At 67.6% G+C, this 15,978-nt stretch carries 14 protein-coding genes and 1 pseudogene; 8 read left to right on the top strand and 7 right to left on the bottom strand.

The window, feature by feature from the left end:
• Nucleotides 1–14: 14 nt before the first annotated feature.
• From HPY23_RS28800 to HPY23_RS28790, 3 genes are read right to left on the bottom strand one after another with little or no spacing between them, the layout of a single operon-like run.
• Nucleotides 15–2,267, bottom strand: a complete 2,253-nt coding sequence (locus HPY23_RS28800; protein ID WP_200601909.1) for a xanthine dehydrogenase family protein molybdopterin-binding subunit — start codon at nucleotides 2,265–2,267, stop codon at nucleotides 15–17.
• Between the two features lie 11 nt (nucleotides 2,268–2,278).
• On the bottom strand, nucleotides 2,279–3,292 hold the full coding sequence (locus HPY23_RS28795) for an FAD binding domain-containing protein (protein WP_003605534.1): 1,014 nt from the start codon (nucleotides 3,290–3,292) through the stop codon (nucleotides 2,279–2,281).
• A complete protein-coding gene (locus HPY23_RS28790) occupies nucleotides 3,289–3,810 on the bottom strand; it encodes a (2Fe-2S)-binding protein (protein ID WP_003605536.1) in 522 nt (173 codons plus the stop codon). Before HPY23_RS28790 ends, HPY23_RS28795 begins: the two co-directional genes overlap by 4 nt.
• Before the next feature lie 619 nt (nucleotides 3,811–4,429).
• Here HPY23_RS28790 and HPY23_RS28785 point away from each other — a divergent pair.
• Both HPY23_RS28785 and HPY23_RS28780 read left to right on the top strand, forming a co-directional pair.
• Complete coding sequence (locus tag HPY23_RS28785; protein ID WP_200601908.1) at nucleotides 4,430–5,509, top strand: molybdopterin-dependent oxidoreductase; 1,080 nt, start codon at nucleotides 4,430–4,432, stop codon at nucleotides 5,507–5,509.
• A gap of 172 nt (nucleotides 5,510–5,681) precedes the next feature.
• Nucleotides 5,682–6,095, top strand: coding sequence for an ester cyclase (locus HPY23_RS28780; RefSeq protein ID WP_200601907.1), 414 nt, complete (start codon nucleotides 5,682–5,684; stop codon nucleotides 6,093–6,095).
• Nucleotides 6,096–6,205: 110 nt separating this feature from the next.
• On the opposite strand, the gene HPY23_RS28775 is transcribed toward HPY23_RS28780, so the two are convergent.
• From HPY23_RS28775 to HPY23_RS28765, 4 genes and pseudogenes are all read right to left on the bottom strand, one after another.
• Nucleotides 6,206–6,775: a type 1 glutamine amidotransferase domain-containing protein gene (locus HPY23_RS28775; protein ID WP_012322180.1), complete on the bottom strand. Its 570-nt coding sequence runs from the start codon at nucleotides 6,773–6,775 to the stop codon at nucleotides 6,206–6,208.
• Between the two features lie 53 nt (nucleotides 6,776–6,828).
• Nucleotides 6,829–6,989, bottom strand: a pseudogene (locus HPY23_RS33340) (catalase); the annotation flags it as partial.
• Nucleotides 6,990–7,213: 224 nt separating this feature from the next.
• Nucleotides 7,214–8,053 (bottom strand): aldo/keto reductase, encoded by an 840-nt coding sequence (locus tag HPY23_RS28770; RefSeq protein WP_200601974.1) that lies wholly within the window; start codon nucleotides 8,051–8,053, stop codon nucleotides 7,214–7,216.
• Between the two features lie 569 nt (nucleotides 8,054–8,622).
• On the bottom strand, nucleotides 8,623–10,071 hold the full coding sequence (locus tag HPY23_RS28765; protein ID WP_200601906.1) for an IS1182 family transposase: 1,449 nt from the start codon (nucleotides 10,069–10,071) through the stop codon (nucleotides 8,623–8,625).
• Nucleotides 10,072–11,059: 988 nt separating this feature from the next.
• Between HPY23_RS28765 and HPY23_RS28760 the strand changes: the two genes are divergently transcribed.
• The 6 genes from HPY23_RS28760 to HPY23_RS28735 form a co-directional block, all read left to right on the top strand.
• Nucleotides 11,060–13,006: a hypothetical protein gene (locus HPY23_RS28760; RefSeq protein WP_200646501.1), complete on the top strand. Its 1,947-nt coding sequence runs from the start codon at nucleotides 11,060–11,062 to the stop codon at nucleotides 13,004–13,006.
• A 568-nt stretch (nucleotides 13,007–13,574) separates the two neighbouring features.
• Nucleotides 13,575–13,994 (top strand): hypothetical protein, encoded by a 420-nt coding sequence (locus HPY23_RS28755; RefSeq protein WP_200601904.1) that lies wholly within the window; start codon nucleotides 13,575–13,577, stop codon nucleotides 13,992–13,994.
• Between the two features lie 339 nt (nucleotides 13,995–14,333).
• Complete coding sequence (locus HPY23_RS28750) at nucleotides 14,334–14,609, top strand: hypothetical protein (RefSeq protein ID WP_200601903.1); 276 nt, start codon at nucleotides 14,334–14,336, stop codon at nucleotides 14,607–14,609.
• Between the two features lie 426 nt (nucleotides 14,610–15,035).
• Complete coding sequence (locus HPY23_RS28745; protein WP_200601902.1) at nucleotides 15,036–15,287, top strand: hypothetical protein; 252 nt, start codon at nucleotides 15,036–15,038, stop codon at nucleotides 15,285–15,287.
• Nucleotides 15,284–15,625: a hypothetical protein gene (locus HPY23_RS28740; RefSeq protein WP_200601901.1), complete on the top strand. Its 342-nt coding sequence runs from the start codon at nucleotides 15,284–15,286 to the stop codon at nucleotides 15,623–15,625. Before HPY23_RS28745 ends, HPY23_RS28740 begins: the two co-directional genes overlap by 4 nt.
• A 150-nt stretch (nucleotides 15,626–15,775) precedes the next feature.
• Nucleotides 15,776–15,978, top strand: a 203-nt coding sequence (locus HPY23_RS28735) for a helix-turn-helix domain-containing protein (RefSeq protein ID WP_478219422.1), incomplete at its 3' end; no start/stop codon positions are given.

The following is a 15,978-nucleotide window of genomic DNA, read 5'->3' as shown; positions in this document are numbered from 1 at the left end:
GGAAGGCCGCCCGTCTACAGCAGCTTATCCACGGTGATCGGTAGGTTGCGGACGCGCTTGCCGGTGGCGTGGAACACCGCGTTGGAAATGGCTGCCGCCGTGCCGACGATGCCGATCTCGCCGAGACCCTTCACTCCCAGCGCGTTGGCCTTGTCCTCCTCGTGCACGAAGATCACGTCGATGTCGTAGACGTCGGCGTTCACCGGCACGTGGTACTCGCCGAGATTGTGGTTCACGAACCGCCCGATCCGGTGGTCCATCATCGACTCCTCCTCCAGCGCCGAGCCGATACCCATGACCACGCCGCCCAGGATCTGGCTGCGTGCCGTCTTCAGGTTGAGGATCTTGCCCGCCGCGATCGCCGAAACGACCCGGGTCACGCGCACCTGCCCTAGATCCTCGTCGACCTTCACCTCAACGAACACCGCGGAGTGCGTGTAGGATTCGTATGCGTCGTTGAAGTCCTTGTCGGGGCCGGCCGTCTCGGTCGCCTCAACCTTCTGGACGCCTGCGGCCTTGAGGGTCTCCACGATTGAAACGCTGCGCGAGGGATCCCCGGCGACCTCCATGCGGCCGTTCGTGAAGGCGACGCGGTCGAACTCGACGTTGGCGAGCGGCGAATTCTCCATCTGCCGGGCCATCCTGAAGACCTGCTCGCCGACGTTGCGGCAGGCCTTCATCACGGCCGTGCCGGACGAGGCCGCCGTCCACGAGCCACCGGCGACGGGCGCTTCGGGAAGGTGCGTGTCGCCGAGCTTCGTCGTCACGTCCTCCATGGTCAGGCCGAGCGTGTCGGCGGCGATCTGGGTCAGGATGGTGTAGGTGCCGGTGCCGAGATCGCCCGTCGAGTTGCCGACTTCGAGCTTGCCCTCCGCCGTCAGGATGGCGTGGGCGCTCGATTGCATCATCATCGATTCCCATACGCCGGTCGCCATGCCCCAGCCGACGAGCTCCCGGCCGTCACGCATTGAGCGAGGCGTGGGGTCGCGCCTCTCCCAGCCGAAGCGCTCGGCGCCATGCGCGAAACAACTCTTGAGTTCCTTCGAGCCGAAGGGCTTACCGCCGGCGGTCGCGTCCGTGTCCGAAAAGTTGCGCAACCGAAGCGTGACCGGATCGATGCCGGTCTCGTAGGCGAGTTCGTCCATCGCGATCTCGATGGCGAAGACGCCGGTCGTGGCGCCCGGCGCGCGCATGTCGCTCGGCGTGGCGGTGTCGAGTTGCGCGAGCTTGTAGGTCAGGGCGACGTTGTCACATTTGTAAAGGACGCCCGACCAGTTGACGACGACCTCCTGGTAGTCCTCGTAACGCGAGGTTCCTGACAGCGCGTCGTGCCGGAGGGATCGCAGGGTGCCGTCCTTGTCAGCGCCGAGCGATATAGTCTGGAGCACGTCGGGACGGTAGCTGAGGCTCCACATCTGATCGCGGGTGAGCACCACGCGCACCGACCGTTCGAGGTCCTGCGCGGCGAGCATCGCCAGGAAGAGCTGGTATTGCGGGCGCAGCCCCAAGCCAAAGGCGCCGCCGAGATACGGGTTCAGCACCCGCACGTCGTCCTTCTTCAAGCCGAACACGGCGGTGATGTAGTCGTGGCTGTTCGAGACGCCCTGGATCTTGTCGTAGACCGTGTACTTGCCGTCGCCCTCGTAGACGACGGTGGAGGCGTGCGGCTCCATCGGGTTGTGATGCTCGATTGCGAGCCGGTAATCCTGCCGCAGCTTGATCGCCGACCCCTCGTAGGCTCCGTCGGCATCGCCCCACGGCTTCGGCGGCGGCTTGATCCCGCTGCGCTTCACCGGCGGCACGTAGCCGAACTCGCGCATTTGTGCCGGGTCGGTAATGGCCGCCTGCGCCTCATAGGACACCGAGACGAGGGTCGCGGCATAGCGAGCCGTCTCGAAATCCTCCGCCACGACGAGCGCCACCGGCTGGCCGCTAAAGTGGATCTTGCTGTCGTAGAGCGCGCGGAAGGGCGAGCCGGGAGGCGCCACCGCGTCCTGATAGTTCTTGTCGCGCCAGGCGGTGCGCTCGCGGTTCTCGTGCGTGATCACCTTGATCACGCCGGGCACAGCCTCGGCCGCCGAGGTGTCGATCGACGTGATCTTCCCGCAGGCGATGGCGCTCGACACGACGTAGCCGTGCGCGAGGTTTGGGGCGGCGAACTCACCCGCGTACTTGGCCAGCCCGGTGACCTTGGCAGGGCCGTCGACACGGGAGCGGGCGCTGCCGACGTAGGTGTCGCGGCCCGTGGAGCTGAACGTCTGGGTCATGCGGATGGACCTCACTGGATGCGCTTGTCGGAGAGCGATTGCGGCGTGCCGGCGGCGGCCTGTTCGAGACCCCGAACGATGGCCCGTCGCGCAAGCTCGACCTTGAAGCCGTTCTCGGACTGGGGCTCGGCCTCCGCGACGACGAGGTCGGCGGCGGCCTGAAAGCTTTCACGGGTCGCCGGCTTGCCCTGCAGAAACGCCTCGGCCTCCCGGTTGCGCCAAGGTTTGTGCGCGACGCCGCCGAGCGCAAGACGCGCGGTCTTCACGCTATCGCCGTCGAGTTCGAGCACGGCGGCAACCGAGACCAGCGCGAACGCGTAGGAGAGCCGGTCGCGCAGCTTGAGATAGGTGTAGTTCGTCGCGAACCCGTTCTCCGGCAGGTCGACGGACACGACGATCTCGCCGGGTCGGAGCGTGTTGTCCTTTGCCGGGTCGTCGCCGGGGAGGCGATGATAGTCCGCGAACGCGATGCTACGTTCGCCCTCGGGCCCGCTCACCCGCACGGTAGCCTCCAACGCCGCGAGCGCGACGCACATGTCGGAGGGGTGCGTCGCGATGCAGTGCTCGCTTGTCCCGAAGATCGCGTGGATGCGGTTGACGCCGCCGACCGCGGGACAGCCGGAGCCGGGCTCGCGCTTGTTGCAGGTCGTGGCCGTGTCGTAAAAATAGTAGCAGCGCGTGCGCTGGTTGAGGTTGCCGCCGGTGGAGGCCGCGTTGCGCAGCTGGGCCGAGGCCCCGGCCAGGATCGCGTTGGCCAAGACGGGATAGCGCTCCCGAACCCGCGGGTCGTAGGCCGCCGCGGCGTTCGTCACCAGCGCGCCGATGCGCAGCCCGCCTTCGTGCTCATCGATGGCAGTCAACGGCAGGCGGGTGATGTCGATGAGCCGCTCGGGCCGCTCGACATCGTACTTCATCAGGTCGACGAGGTTGGTGCCACCGGCGATGAAGCGCGCCTTGGGATCCGCTTGGAACGCCTGGATCGCCTCGGCTACGGTGCCTGCGCGGACGTAGTCGAAACGGTTCATCGGCCGGCCTCCTGCATGACGTCCTGGATCGCGTCGACGATGTTGGTGTAGGCGCCGCAGCGGCAGATGTTGCCGCTCATCGCCTCACGGATCTCGTCCCGGCTCTTGGCATGGCCCTCGTTCATCATGCCGACCGACGAGCACAGCTGCCCCGGCGTGCAGTAGCCGCACTGAAAGGCGTCGCGCTCGATGAAAGCCTCCTGAATCGGATGCAGCGTGTTCGTCCCGGCATGGTGGGCGATGCCAGCAAGTCCCTCGACCGTAGTGACGTCCGCGCCGTCCTTCATCACCGCGAGGACGAGACAGGAATTCACCCGCGTCCCGTTCACGAGGACGGTGCAGGCTCCGCACTGGCCGTGGTCGCAGCCCTTCTTCGTGCCCGTGAGGTCGAGACGCTCGCGCAGCAGGTCGAGCAGCGTCGTCCAGGGTGCGACGGCGATCTCCCGTGTCTCGCCGTTGATCGTCAGGGTGATGTCGAAGGTGGTGGCAGGGCGGGCAGAACCGCTCGCTGTGGCCATGGGAGGCATCCTATGCTGGAGCTGGCCCGACGGACCAGGTCGACCGGGTGATGTGGCGGCCGATGATGGAGCGTCAAGAGTAGCGGCACCGCGATGGATAGTCGGCCGATTTCGGACCCAGGCTCGGCTCGGACCTCACTCGACAACCGTTCCAAACAGAGGCTGTTCCCGCTGCCCCGAAAAAAATGCCCAAATAAACCGAGGGTGAAGCGATGATATATTTTTGGTGCAGTGCAGTCATACGGGCATAATTTATATGGAACCGTCGTCATACGACGCGAAAATTGCCGTTTATTCGGTCAATTTGAACCATGCCGCATCGTGTGTCGACCTCGCTGTGCGAGCGCGGTGCTCCCATCAAGGTTCTTCGGCCGGGGGCGATGTCATGCTCGCCCGAAAAGGATCGCGCTGGCGAACAGGGCTGCATTGGAGAAGTCTGCTCGCTTCAGGGTGGGCCGTAGCGCCCGTCAGCGTGCATCGACGATTGCGGCCCACGTTCGAATCCTCACCGCCGAAGCCGGTGTAAGGATCGCGTCCTGGGCGGTCCCCTGTGCCGCTGAATGACCTTTACGGGCCCAAGCGCGTTCACTGCCGTGACCCCACCCGCGCAGGAGCGCCGATGTCGAGCTTGACCGAGCGCAAGGCACGCCTGATCGTCCACGGCGACAAGCCCTACAACGCCGAACCGCCCCTCGACCGATTGCGGGCCTCCTACCGGACACCGGCGGAGGACTTCTACGTCCGCACGCACGGCGACCTGCCGGACCTCGACGAGGCGACCTGGCGCCTTAGCGTCGATGGCGGAACCGGCCCCGCGCTTGAGTTGTCGCTATCCGATCTGCGGACCCGCTTTCCGGTAGCCATGGTCACGGCCACGATGCAGTGCGCCGGCAATCGCCGCGCCGACATGCGGGCGGTCGCCCCGGTCTCTGGCGACCCGTGGGATGCAGGAGCCATCGGCACGGCCGAATGGACCGGGGTGCGCCTTGGGGACGTCCTGCGCGAGGCGGGGGTCGCCGAGCGCGTGGGCCTCCATGTCGCCTTCGAGAGCCACGACACGGTGGACGGACACCCCTACGGCGCCTCCATCCCACTCGCCAAGGCCATGGCGCCCGAGACCCAGCTGGCCTACGCCATGAACGGCGAAGCCTTGCTCCCGGAGCACGGCTTCCCGGTCCGCGCGGTGGTGCCGGGCTTCGCCGGCGTGCGCAGCCCCAAGTGGCTCCGGCGACTGACCGTCCAGGACCACCCCTCGGACAACCCGATCCAGGCCGGCGATTACAAGCTGTACCCGGCGGACGTGACCGCCGAGACCGCCGATCCCGCCAATGGGCACACCATCGATACGATGCCGCTGAACGCGGCGATCTGCGAGCCGGCACGCGGGGCCATTCTCAAGCCGGGGGGCAACAGGATCCGAGGCTACGCGGTAAGCGGCGACCGAACCGTCGTACGCGTCGACGTCTCGGGGAACGGCGGCCGGTCCTGGGTGCAGGCCGAGCTCGAACGCGACGTGGCAGCTCCGTTCGCCTGGACGTTCTGGAGCACGAGCCTCGACCTGCCTCCGGGCGAGCATGAGCTCGCGGTGCGCGCCTGGGACGAGGCCGGTCAGACACAGCCGGCGCTGCCGGACGAGACCTGGAACCACAAGGGCTACCTATGCGCCTGCTGGCATCGTGTGAGGGTGAACGTCACCTAGGGACGGGACGGCCTGGCATGTCGGCTACTGCCACCCTCATGGACGGCGTCATGCCTGGCGATCATCCCGATTCTGTCGCGCATGGCGCCGGCAACGTCCCACGGTGGCGAGAGTTTCACGTGAGTCGAGGCGCCGGGCGCGCCTCCGCCGCCCCCGAGCCCCAAGGAACGTCATGTCCCGCGAGACCAGCATCCAGGCGACCGAGAAGTTCGGCGAACTCGTCAACAGCGGCCAATTCGACGCCTTCCCCGAGGTCGTCGCCCCGGACTGCCACGACCACGACCCGGCGCCGGGCCAGCACATGGGTCCCGAGGGATACAAGGCCTTCTTCACCGAACTCCGCACCGCGTTCCCCGACATGCAGGTCGAGGTGAAGAAGCTCGTCGCCGACGGGGACAGCGTCGCCTTCGCCTATACGCTCACCGGCACGCACCAGGGTGACTTCAACGGCCACAAGCCGACCGGGAAGGCCATCAAGGTCCGCGGCATGCAGATCGGCCGCTTCGTCGACGGCAAGATGGTCGAGCGGCGGGGCTCGTCCGACGAGCTCGGCATCCTGAAGCAGATCGGCGCCATCGAGGGTTGATGGAGGCATCCGCGAAGGCGTCCCGGCCGCGGGACGTCCTCAAGACATGACCCGGGGCGACCCATGGGCCGCCCCGGCTCTCAACAGTCAATCGCCGGCTTCCCGACTCCTCAGGCGCTCCGGGCCTGGTCGGGATGGCGGCCCTCCGCGAACTCCTCGACGATCTTGGCGCAGAAGGCCGGCAGGTCCTTCGGGGTACGGCTGGTAACGAGCCCCTTGTCGCAGACGACCTCCTCGTCGACCCAGGTGCCACCGGCGTTCTCGATGTCCCGCCGAACGGTGGGGTAGGAGGTCAGCGTCCGTCCCTTCACGACGTCGGCCTCGATCAGGGTCCACGGCCCGTGGCAGATGACCCCGACCGGCTTGCCCGCGGCAAAGAAGTCCCGGACGAACGCCACGACATCCTTGCTCGCCCGGAGCTTGTCGGCGCCGACGCAGCCGCCGGGCACGACGAGGCCGTCGTAGTCCGCAGCCGATGCCCCCTCGATGGTCCTGTCCACCTTGTAGCGGTTGGCGGGATCAAGGTCGTTGTTGACTGTCTCGGCCTCGCCGGCCTCCAGACCGATGACCGTCACGGTCGCCCCGGCCTGCTTCACCGCCTCATGCGGCTTGGCGAACTCCGGATCCTCGGTGCCGCGCGGTGCGATCAGGATCGCGATCTTCTTGCCCTGCAAGCTCATGTCATCGTCCTTCTGGATGTCGGGATCTAACGGAGGCACCGTCGCGCCGTTCCTCACGACGGGATGCGGTCGATGCCGGAGGTATCCCGGCCGCGACGCCGTTTTCGCGGTGGCGGACGGCGCTCAGCGCCCGGTAGACTCGGAGACGCGCCCGCATCACCGAACCGAGCGGCCGGTGGGCCGCCAGACTGTGCGCTGGGCGGAAAGTCATCTCCCGGGATACGAACGAGTTCCTTTGCGGCCCGAGGGGGCGCCCATCCGCCGAACGGTCGCCACGACGCATGTTCTAGGCGCTTTTACCTCTCGGCAGGCAGCGTGGGTCGTTCGGACGATCCGCCGATCCGCGAATCCCCGCCCAGCGGCGGGATCGTCCGCTGCCGGGTCGGGATGCGAGACGGCGGGACGATCATCTGCCCTGACCAAGCGGGCATCACGGGCCTACAACATGGGAAGGTGGCGTGGTCGGGGACCCCGCGGAAACGCTGCGTCGATCCGCATGAACTCGTCTTCCGTCAGCCGCAGCGGGCCAGCGCTGGCGTTGTCGGCGGCATGCTCGGGACTGGACGCCTTGGGGATCGTGAAGGTGGACGGCCTCCGCGCCAGGAACCGGAGCGCGACCTGACGGGCGGTGGCGCCGTGGTTCGCCGCGATCTCATCCAGGACGCGGCCGCCCGATGTTCGTGGGCCAGGGAAGCTGCCATGGCCGAATGGGCTGTAGGCGACGACGGCGATGCCGTGATCCTCGCACCAGGGCTGGACGGCGTGCTCGATCGCGCGCTCCTCCAGGTGATAGAGCACTTGGTTGCAGGCGATGCGGCCATCGCCCCCGGCCTTCCAGGCGGCTTCGAGGTTGGGCACATCGAAGTTGCTCACCCCCCAGGATAGGATCTTGCCCTGTTCGCGGAGCCGCTCGAAGCCGGCGAAGGTGTCCTCAAGGGGATGCGAGCCGGGCCAGTGCAGCAGGTAACAGTCCAGCCTGTCGGTGCGCAGGCGCGCGAGCGAGCGCTCGCAGGCCGCCACCGTCCCGGCAAGGGAGGCGTTGCTGGGGAGAACCTTGGAGACGAGGAACACGTCGTCGCGCCGCCCGGCGATTGCCTCGCCGACCACGGTCTCGGCGTCACCGTACATCTCGGCGGTATCGATATGCGTCATGCCGAGGTCGAGGCCGCGGCGCAGCGCTGCGACCGCGGTGGGCCGGTGCGCGTCGTCAATGTACCAGGTTCCCTGGCCAATCACCGCAACCTCGCGCGGCACGGGACCAAACGGGCGCTGCTCCATGGATTTCCCTCCATCCGTGGACGGCACGTGCGCCTTAGGCGCGAAAACCGCGCGCACGCAGCCGTCCGTCTTGTGATTGAACATGTCGTAGCCGCGCGGTCCGTCCTCAAGGGAGAAGCGGTGGTTGGCGAGACAGGCCGGGTTGAGCTCGCCCTTCTGGGCGTGCGTCAGTAGCCGGTCCATGTAGGCCTGTCCGTGTTGTTGGGCGGTGCGCACCGTCATACCGCACCGTTTGGTCGCGCATTCCGTCGTCGCTGTATTCCGCCTAAAGAACTGGATGCTGCGATCTTGCGCTTAGGCGTGCCTTCCAAAGCCCACTGATGTGTCACAACATGAGAATGTCGTGGCCGCCGGCTTGATCGATATCTGCTTCGGAGACGCTCACGAGGGCCATCTAGTGACTGGAATGGGCGCAAAGCTGCCAGGGTAGGAATCAAGCCAACGTCCGCTTACGGGATCCACATAAACGCGCGTGAGCGACCGGGTTGGGTCCAGGCTGTGTGAGAAGTCGGTTTTGGTGGCTGGGTAGCTGGGTGAGCCCTTGCAGCGAACTCGCGCGCAGGGGTGGGCTACGCCCGTATCGCCGTGATCAGCGCTCCAACCCCGACGATCTGGATCATCCGCTTCATGTTGTAGGCTAGAACCTGCAGGCTCATCTCGGTTCTGACGTTCGCGAGTGTCCGCGTCAGGAAGTGCGTCGCCCCCATCCAGGCCTTCATCGTGCCGAACGGATGCTCCACGGTCTGGCGACGGATCAGCATCGCGTCCGGCATCCGGTCGAGCCGCTCCTGCATCGCATCGAGTACGCCCTCATGCACCCAGCGCTTGATCCGACGCGCCTTCGTCGGCGTGCAGCGGGGTTTGAGCTCACAACTTGAGCAAGCCTTGGGATTACTGTAGGGATCCATCGCGTCACCTCCGGACTGGCGATCGGATCGAGCGGCCCCCTTGGTCAGATGCTGGCCGGCGGGGCAGGTGTAGTGATCTTTCTCAGCGTCGTAGATGAAGTCTTGTCCGGTGAAGAGACCTCGCTTGGCGTGATTTGATGTCAGTGTCTTGGGCCAGCACGGCAGGAGGCCCGTGCCTTCACACGCCAGAACTTGATCGCCGTTGAGGTAGCCTCGGTCAGCCAGCACCGTGAGCGTGGCGCATCCCGTAGCCTCTTTGGCCAGGAGCCCCATCGGAACGAGCTGGGCGCGGTCGTTGCCGATGTTAGTCACGGCGTGGGCGACGATCAGATGATGCTCGGCATCGACCGCCGCCTGAACGTTGTAGCCGACGATACCAGTTCCCTTGCCGCTGGTGGCCATCGAGCGAGCATCGAGGTCAGTCAACGAGACTTGCTGGTCGGGGGCCTCCTCGACCTGCTGGCGCATCGCCTGCAGGTCCTTCATCTGCTCGCGCAAAGCTGCGATCTTCTCGGCGAGCCGCGTCGTTCGTGCTTCGGCGACGTCACTCGGCTGGCGGTCGGCCCGGTCCAGGGCCGCGAGATAGCGCGCGACGCTCACCTCAACCTGCACCAGGCGCGCCTCGACCTTGGCGACGGTGAAGTTTTTGTCGCGATTGTTGACCGCCTTGAACTTGCTGCCGTCGATCGCGACCACCGCCTTGCTGAACAGGTTCAGCCGACGGCAGAGGACGACGAACTGTGCGCAGGTGGCCTGGATCGCAGGTCCATTGTTCTTGCGGAAGTCGGCCAGGGTCTTGAAGTCGGGCATCAGCTGACCGGTCAGCCACATCAACTCGATGTTGCGCTGGGTCTCGCGTTCGAGACGGCGGCTCGACGGGACGCGGTTGAGGTAGCCGTAGAGGTAGATCTTGAGAAGTGTCGCCGGGTCGTAGGCTGGACGGCCGGTCGCCTCGGGCACGGCTCTGGCAAAACCGAGGGTGGCGAGATCGAGTTCGTCGACAAAGACCTCGACGAGGCGGACCGGGTTATCCGCTGTCACGTAATCATCGAGGCAATCAGGCAGGAGCGTGCTCTGACGACGATCCTCACCGGCGATGAAGCGGGACATCCCGACCTCCTCAGATCGGTGACAAGCTTAGCAGATCAAGGCGTTTTCACACAGCCTCGGTCAGAAGCGGCCGCCGCATAACTGATTAGACTTGGATTTAAATCCAGTTTTGCGGCTGGTTTTCCTTTGTTGCGCGATGACGGGGTCCGCCAGCAGAGGGTCGATGGGTTTTCGCATCTCGATTGGGGTTTCGCCAATTATGTCCCAAAGCGTAATTTGGACTGGACGAATTTGAGATTGGCAAATTTCGGACATTGTCATGCTCTAAATCTAGATAATCGGGATCTATGATTTGCACATCATCGCCCGACTGCTGATGATGATGGAAGAATTATTCCCGCACTAACCCTTGGGCGCAACTGCTTGTTTCACAACACGCGATGTGGAGACTTGAAGGTCTTGCAGGGGGGTCGGTATGAGTAGAGCCGCGGCAGGAAGGCCCTTCTCGCCCTCGCCGCGAGGGCGTTTTGCAGCTCATTGGCGTTTTCCGCCAATCGAACTTGTAAGAGCCTGGATGCCCCTCCGCTACTCGTTTTGAGCTCCATTTGCTTTCTGTGGATAAATCCTAAACGCAGATGGTGCATATGGGCAGCTGGCGATCTCGGGGAGTTTGGCGATCGAGTAGGGCAGCCGATGCCGGCGGAGGCGCTGCCTCCTCCCAAGGCCACCCTCCCGCCCTGGCTCGGCCGGTCACCATCCCGATCCATGGCGCTCGCGGCCCTTCGCTTCGTTCACGCGGGGGACCGTGCCAGCCCGGGCGTGTCCCGATCAGGGGCACGGTCGCCCTCGCGCGCGCGGGCAACGGTTCGCACGCATCCGAGACCTCAGGGGCGGTGCGGGCGACCCCTCGGGATAGCGTCACCGTAGCGCAGTCCCCGCGGAGGGTTGCCAGGCGGCGGGCCATTTGGAGTTCGCCTGCGACGCGGGTAGCCTGTGTGAATTCGCGGTGTGGTGCCCGCGGATTGCCCTTCTTTCCTCTGCGCGGTTCATGCCCTTCGTTCGCCCCTCCTTCCTTGCCTTCCTCGACGATCCGGACCACCGGGCGCGCCTCGCCGCGCTGCCCGCACGCCCCGTCGCGGTCGCGGACTACGAGGAGATGGTCGCCCACATCCGCCTGCTGCACCCGCGCGGGGGCGACGGCGTGTTCGTCCTGGCGACGAAGAGGGCCGGCTTCTACAGGCAGACGTCCTACGGCTGCCGCGATTACCTCGGCCTCGAAGAGCTCTCGGCGGCGCAGTTCGTGTCGGTGAACCGCTTCATGCGGCGGCGAGCGGGCGAGATGCTGGCCTCGGTCGGCCACGTCTGGCTGGAGTTCGATCCCTACGCCGAGGACGCCCTAGGCCGGGCGCTGCCCTACCGTGACCTGCCGATCGAGGACCTGCGCGTCCTCCTTGCCGCGGCGATCGCGGCGGCGGGTCTGCCGGCTCCCTCGTATTGGACCGCCTCGGGCCGCGGCCTTCATGCCGTGTGGCTGTGCGAGGCCCTGCCTGGGCGCGCCGGCCCGAAGCTGCGCCGCATCCTCGACGCTCTCTACGGCCCGACGCTGAACGCCGACGGCTCGGTGCCCGCCCGCCGCCGCGCCGACCCCGATCGCGACGCGCAGGAGGCCAAGCTCGCCCCGCTGTGGCGGACCTTCCGCGACGCCGGCCTCGATCGTGGGACGCAGGACGCGACCCGGGTTCTCCGGATCTGGGGCACCGTGAACCCGAAGTCGGGCACCTTGTGCCGCCGGCTGTGGCCGTCCTCGATTGAGGACATCCAGCGCTGCCGGATCGACGCGCTCGCCGACGCAGTCCTGCCGCTCACCGGGGCCGCATTCCGTGCGAGGATGGCTGAGAAGGCCTTGATGCCGGCCCCTGCGAATTCGAACAAGGCGCCCGCGGCCCGTGCCTATGCCGGCAAGACCGCCTCGTGGGAGCGGAGGCTCCAAGAGCTGCTCCGCCTGCGTGAGCACCGCGGCCGGATCGCCGTCGGTCAGAGGCATGCGTGGGTCTTCCTGACCGCTAACGCCTACGCCCAGGCGAAAGGCGGCGATCTGGCCACGTGGGCGGCGCTTCTCGCTCCGCTGGCTGGCCTGCCGCTCGCCGAGGCTGCCGACTGCCTCGGGACGCTCGGCCGTCGCCAGAAGCGCCACGAGGCGGGCGAGGTGGTGGAGCACGGCGACCGTGCCTGGAACCCGCTGTACCACTACAGCGGCGCGAAGATGGCCGACCTGCTCGGCGTGACCACCGAGGAGGCGGACGCGGCCGGCCTACGGTTCATCCGCCCCGGCAAGGCCGTCGCCTTGACCGCGATCGAGCGCAAGGCGGCCAAGAGGGTTCGCGACGGCGCGGTGCCGCGCTCGGACCGGGCCGACGCCAAGCTGCAAGCGGGGCGCCACGGCCTCGCGCTGCGGGCCGAGGGGAAGACCCTCGCCGAGGCGGTGGCGGCGATCCAGGCATCGCACGGTCGCGGTCGGACGTGGGCGTGCGAGGCGATGAAGGCCGCGAGCGAGGCTCCCGCCGAGGCCGTCGTCGAGACCCCGTCTCCCGCCGTCGAACCCCGGATGTCCGATGTTCAGCCGGTTCGGTTTTCGGGACGCTATATCGGGGGCGAAGCCCCGCCCCCGGCTCAGACCCCGGATCGGGCCGTGGATCAGACCCCTACCCCGCCGGCCGAGGACCGCGTGATCCCGTTCCCTACGCCCCGCATCCGTCGGAACTCAGCGATCAGCACCAGCATCGAGTTCTCCCCGGGGGTCGGGGTGACGATCCTTGAGGACAAGTTCTGGGGGCGTCTGGTCATACCCTTCGGCGGTTGCGATGACGTGAAGGTGCCCGACTGCTACTCCCCTCCGGTCAAGCGGCGCCGTCCTCCTGCCTACTCGCCGGCCGCCGCCTTCCTTTCCGCCTCGACCTCGGAAAACCAGTATCGCCGCATGAAGCAGGGCTGGTGACCCAATCGCCCTTGTGACGCGCGGGCGGGTGTCCTAGAATATCCTTACCGCGCGAAGGGCGAGGGACACGTGCACCACACGTTGTAGGCCCCTGGGGGAGACCCCGGGGGCTTCCGTTTTTCAGGGGTGCCGTAGGGCTGACCGGGACACGCCCGCGGTGGCAGCGTCCCCGCCATGGCACGCAGACGGCAATCCTCCGGCAGCTTCAACCTGAGCGGCTTCGACGCGGTCGACGTCGGCGTCGACCTCGGCGCGGCGATCGACGTGTAGCGCGACAAGTACGTCTCGGCCGTCGGGTGGGCGAAGTACCGGCGGGCCGCCGGGTGGGCCGTCGACGAGACCGCGAAGGCAGCCGTCCTTGGGATCCGCGCGGGCTTCCACAAGACCCTCAAGCGCCAGACCCCGTGGACGAAGAGCGCGGTCGCCTACAAGCGATTGAGCCCCTCGGACCTCGCCGGGATGGAGCGGGGCGAGCGCCACATCCAGGACGTCTACGCCCAGGTATTCGTCAAGTCGAAGCAGAGCGTCTACCTCAAGGTACCTCTTCGGCCTGCAGCCCACCGTCCGCTTGCCCGGCGACGTCGGCCTCAGCCAGCGCCACATCCTCATCCCGTGGTGGGACAACATCACCCTGACGCAGTGCGTCCGGCCGACGTCCAATGGCGGCGTGCCCCGCTCCTTCGTGTCCCGGCTGGTGCGCGAGGCTCGCCTGGACCGGGCCCCGAAGCGGTCCGGCACGCAGAGCCGGTGGGGCGTCTACTACGGGAAGATCAAGCTCCACGGGGTCCCGAGGCTCGCCTTCGTCGCCCGGCCGCCCCGGGTGCCCGTGACCGAGCGGGACGTCCTCGACGGGCGGAAGGGCGCGTCCGCCCTTGACCAGGTCCTGGTGACGAAGGGGGCGAGGTCCGGCGCGTCGGCCGGAAGCTCAAGGACACCGACCACCCGCGGATACTGTTCCTCGCGGTCGACCGGGCGACGTACCGCCTGAGCCTGCAGCAGCCCTGGGACGAGGCCTGCCGCGCCGCCGCCGCCCGGATCCCGACCATCATGGAGGCCCAGCTCGCGGACAACATCTTCCACAAGATGACCCGCAACATGGTCTAGCCGCCATGCGGGACCGGCGACCCCACGACATGGGGAACCCCGGGTAGCCGAATAGCGAGGCCTGGGGGACGCTTCGGGGGAACCCAGGAGCATGTCTCGTGCAGCCGCCCCCGAACCGCAGGCACAGCCGCAGCGTGGCAACCCAGACGGGATCCGTGCCCGAGCCACCGACCACGCAGTCCGCCGGTACGCCGAGTGGGCCCTCGGCGTCTGGATCGAGGGGATGGACGACGGGGCCGCGATCGCCGCCCTTCGCGCGCGGGGGATCAACGTCGGCGCCATCCGCCGGAAGCTCTCGATCCTCGGCGGCCTGGGGGTCGCCAACGACGCGACGGCCGTGACCGCCGACGGGCTCAAGCTCGTCATCTCCGACAGGGCCGTCGTGACCGTCCTGGCCAAGAAGCTGCGCCAGGACCTGACCTCGCTGAACGAGGCCTCGGCCGCCCCGGCCCCGCGCAAGCGCACCATCCTCGATCGGGACTACGCCGGCCATGACTGACAAGCCCTTCACCTTCGAGGGCTGCGACAGCCCCGCCGCCTGCCGCGAGGCGATGCGACCGCTCCTCGGCGCCGGCATGACCTGGTCCGAGGTCCACTGCGGCCGCTGCCGGTGCCAGGGTATCGTGCGCCACGCCGACCTCGCCGAGCCCGAGGTGGTGCCGGATGAGGCTGTGATCGCGGCCCTGCCAAGGCGCCCAAGGCCGAGCCTGCCCCAGTCGGGATCACCGAGGACGAGGGAGGTAAGGCATGAGCCGCGGCCTCCCGTTCCAGGGGTACCACCAGCAGCGCGAGGCCGAATGGGTCGGGGCCCTCGTCCTGCTGGGCGTCGCCGCGATGCTGCTTCTGCCCGACCTTCGACGCCCTCGAGGCCATCGCCCCCGAGGGCACCTGGGGGGCGACGCTCCTCGGGGTCGCGGTGATCCGCATGCTCGGCCTTTGGGCCAACGGCGACAAGCACCACTCACCCACGATCCGCCTCGTGACCGCGGCCGTCGGCGCGACCGTCTGGACCGGGCTCGCGTGGCTCCTGGCGCACGACGGCTACCCCGGCTGGAACACCGGCGTAGGGGCGTACGGCGTCCTCGCGCTCGTCGACGCCTACTGCGCCTTCCGGGCCGTCTGGGACCAGGGGACCAACGACGCACGGGCCGCCATCCTCCGGAGAGCTTCCCGTTGATCGACTGGCTCGCCGCCCTGACCAGCCTGCCCGCGGACGCCCTCAAGGCCATCGGCACCATCGCCGTCGGCGGCGTGCTCGCCGGCGCCACCTACGTGGTCGCCCGGATCAAGGAGGGGCGTCGGCCGCCCGAGCAGGCCGTCAGCCTGCCGCGCGTCGCCCTCGATCCCGCCGACCGCGACCTCGCCTTCACGATCGTCTGGACCGGGACCGACCTGACGCGGGCCCTGCACGAGCACGGCGAGATCCTCCGCGCCTCGCTGCCGCCGGGCGGCGGTGCGGCCGCCGCCCATGAACGGGCGCCCCGCACCACCCGTACCCGGAGGCCTCAGCCGTGAGGAAGCCCAAGCCCGTCCCGAACGCCAAGGCCGTCGTCCGGCACTCCTGGTCGTTCCAGCTCAACGCGGTAGTGACCGTCGCCTCCACGCCGGCCCCGCCCTGCATCGAAACGATACCGAAGCCCCACTCGCTTGCATGAGGCGAAAAACGTGAGCAATTCCAACGGCGGGCCGAAGATGCCGTCCCCCGAGGCCGAGGCGATCGCCTCTCTTGGGCAGGCGATGTACGGCTCAAGGTGGCAGGCCGAGCTCGCGGCCGACATTGGGGAGAACGTCCGCACGGTCCGGTTCTGGCTCGCCGGCGAGCGCACCCCGCCGGCGATCGCCCTGAAGCGCACCAGGCTCGCGGCGCA

The organism is Methylobacterium ajmalii, assembly GCF_016613415.1.
GTDB lineage: Bacteria > Pseudomonadota > Alphaproteobacteria > Rhizobiales > Beijerinckiaceae > Methylobacterium > Methylobacterium ajmalii.
Note: the sequence above shows the minus strand (reverse complement) of the source record. Positions and strands in the feature narration are given on the sequence as shown.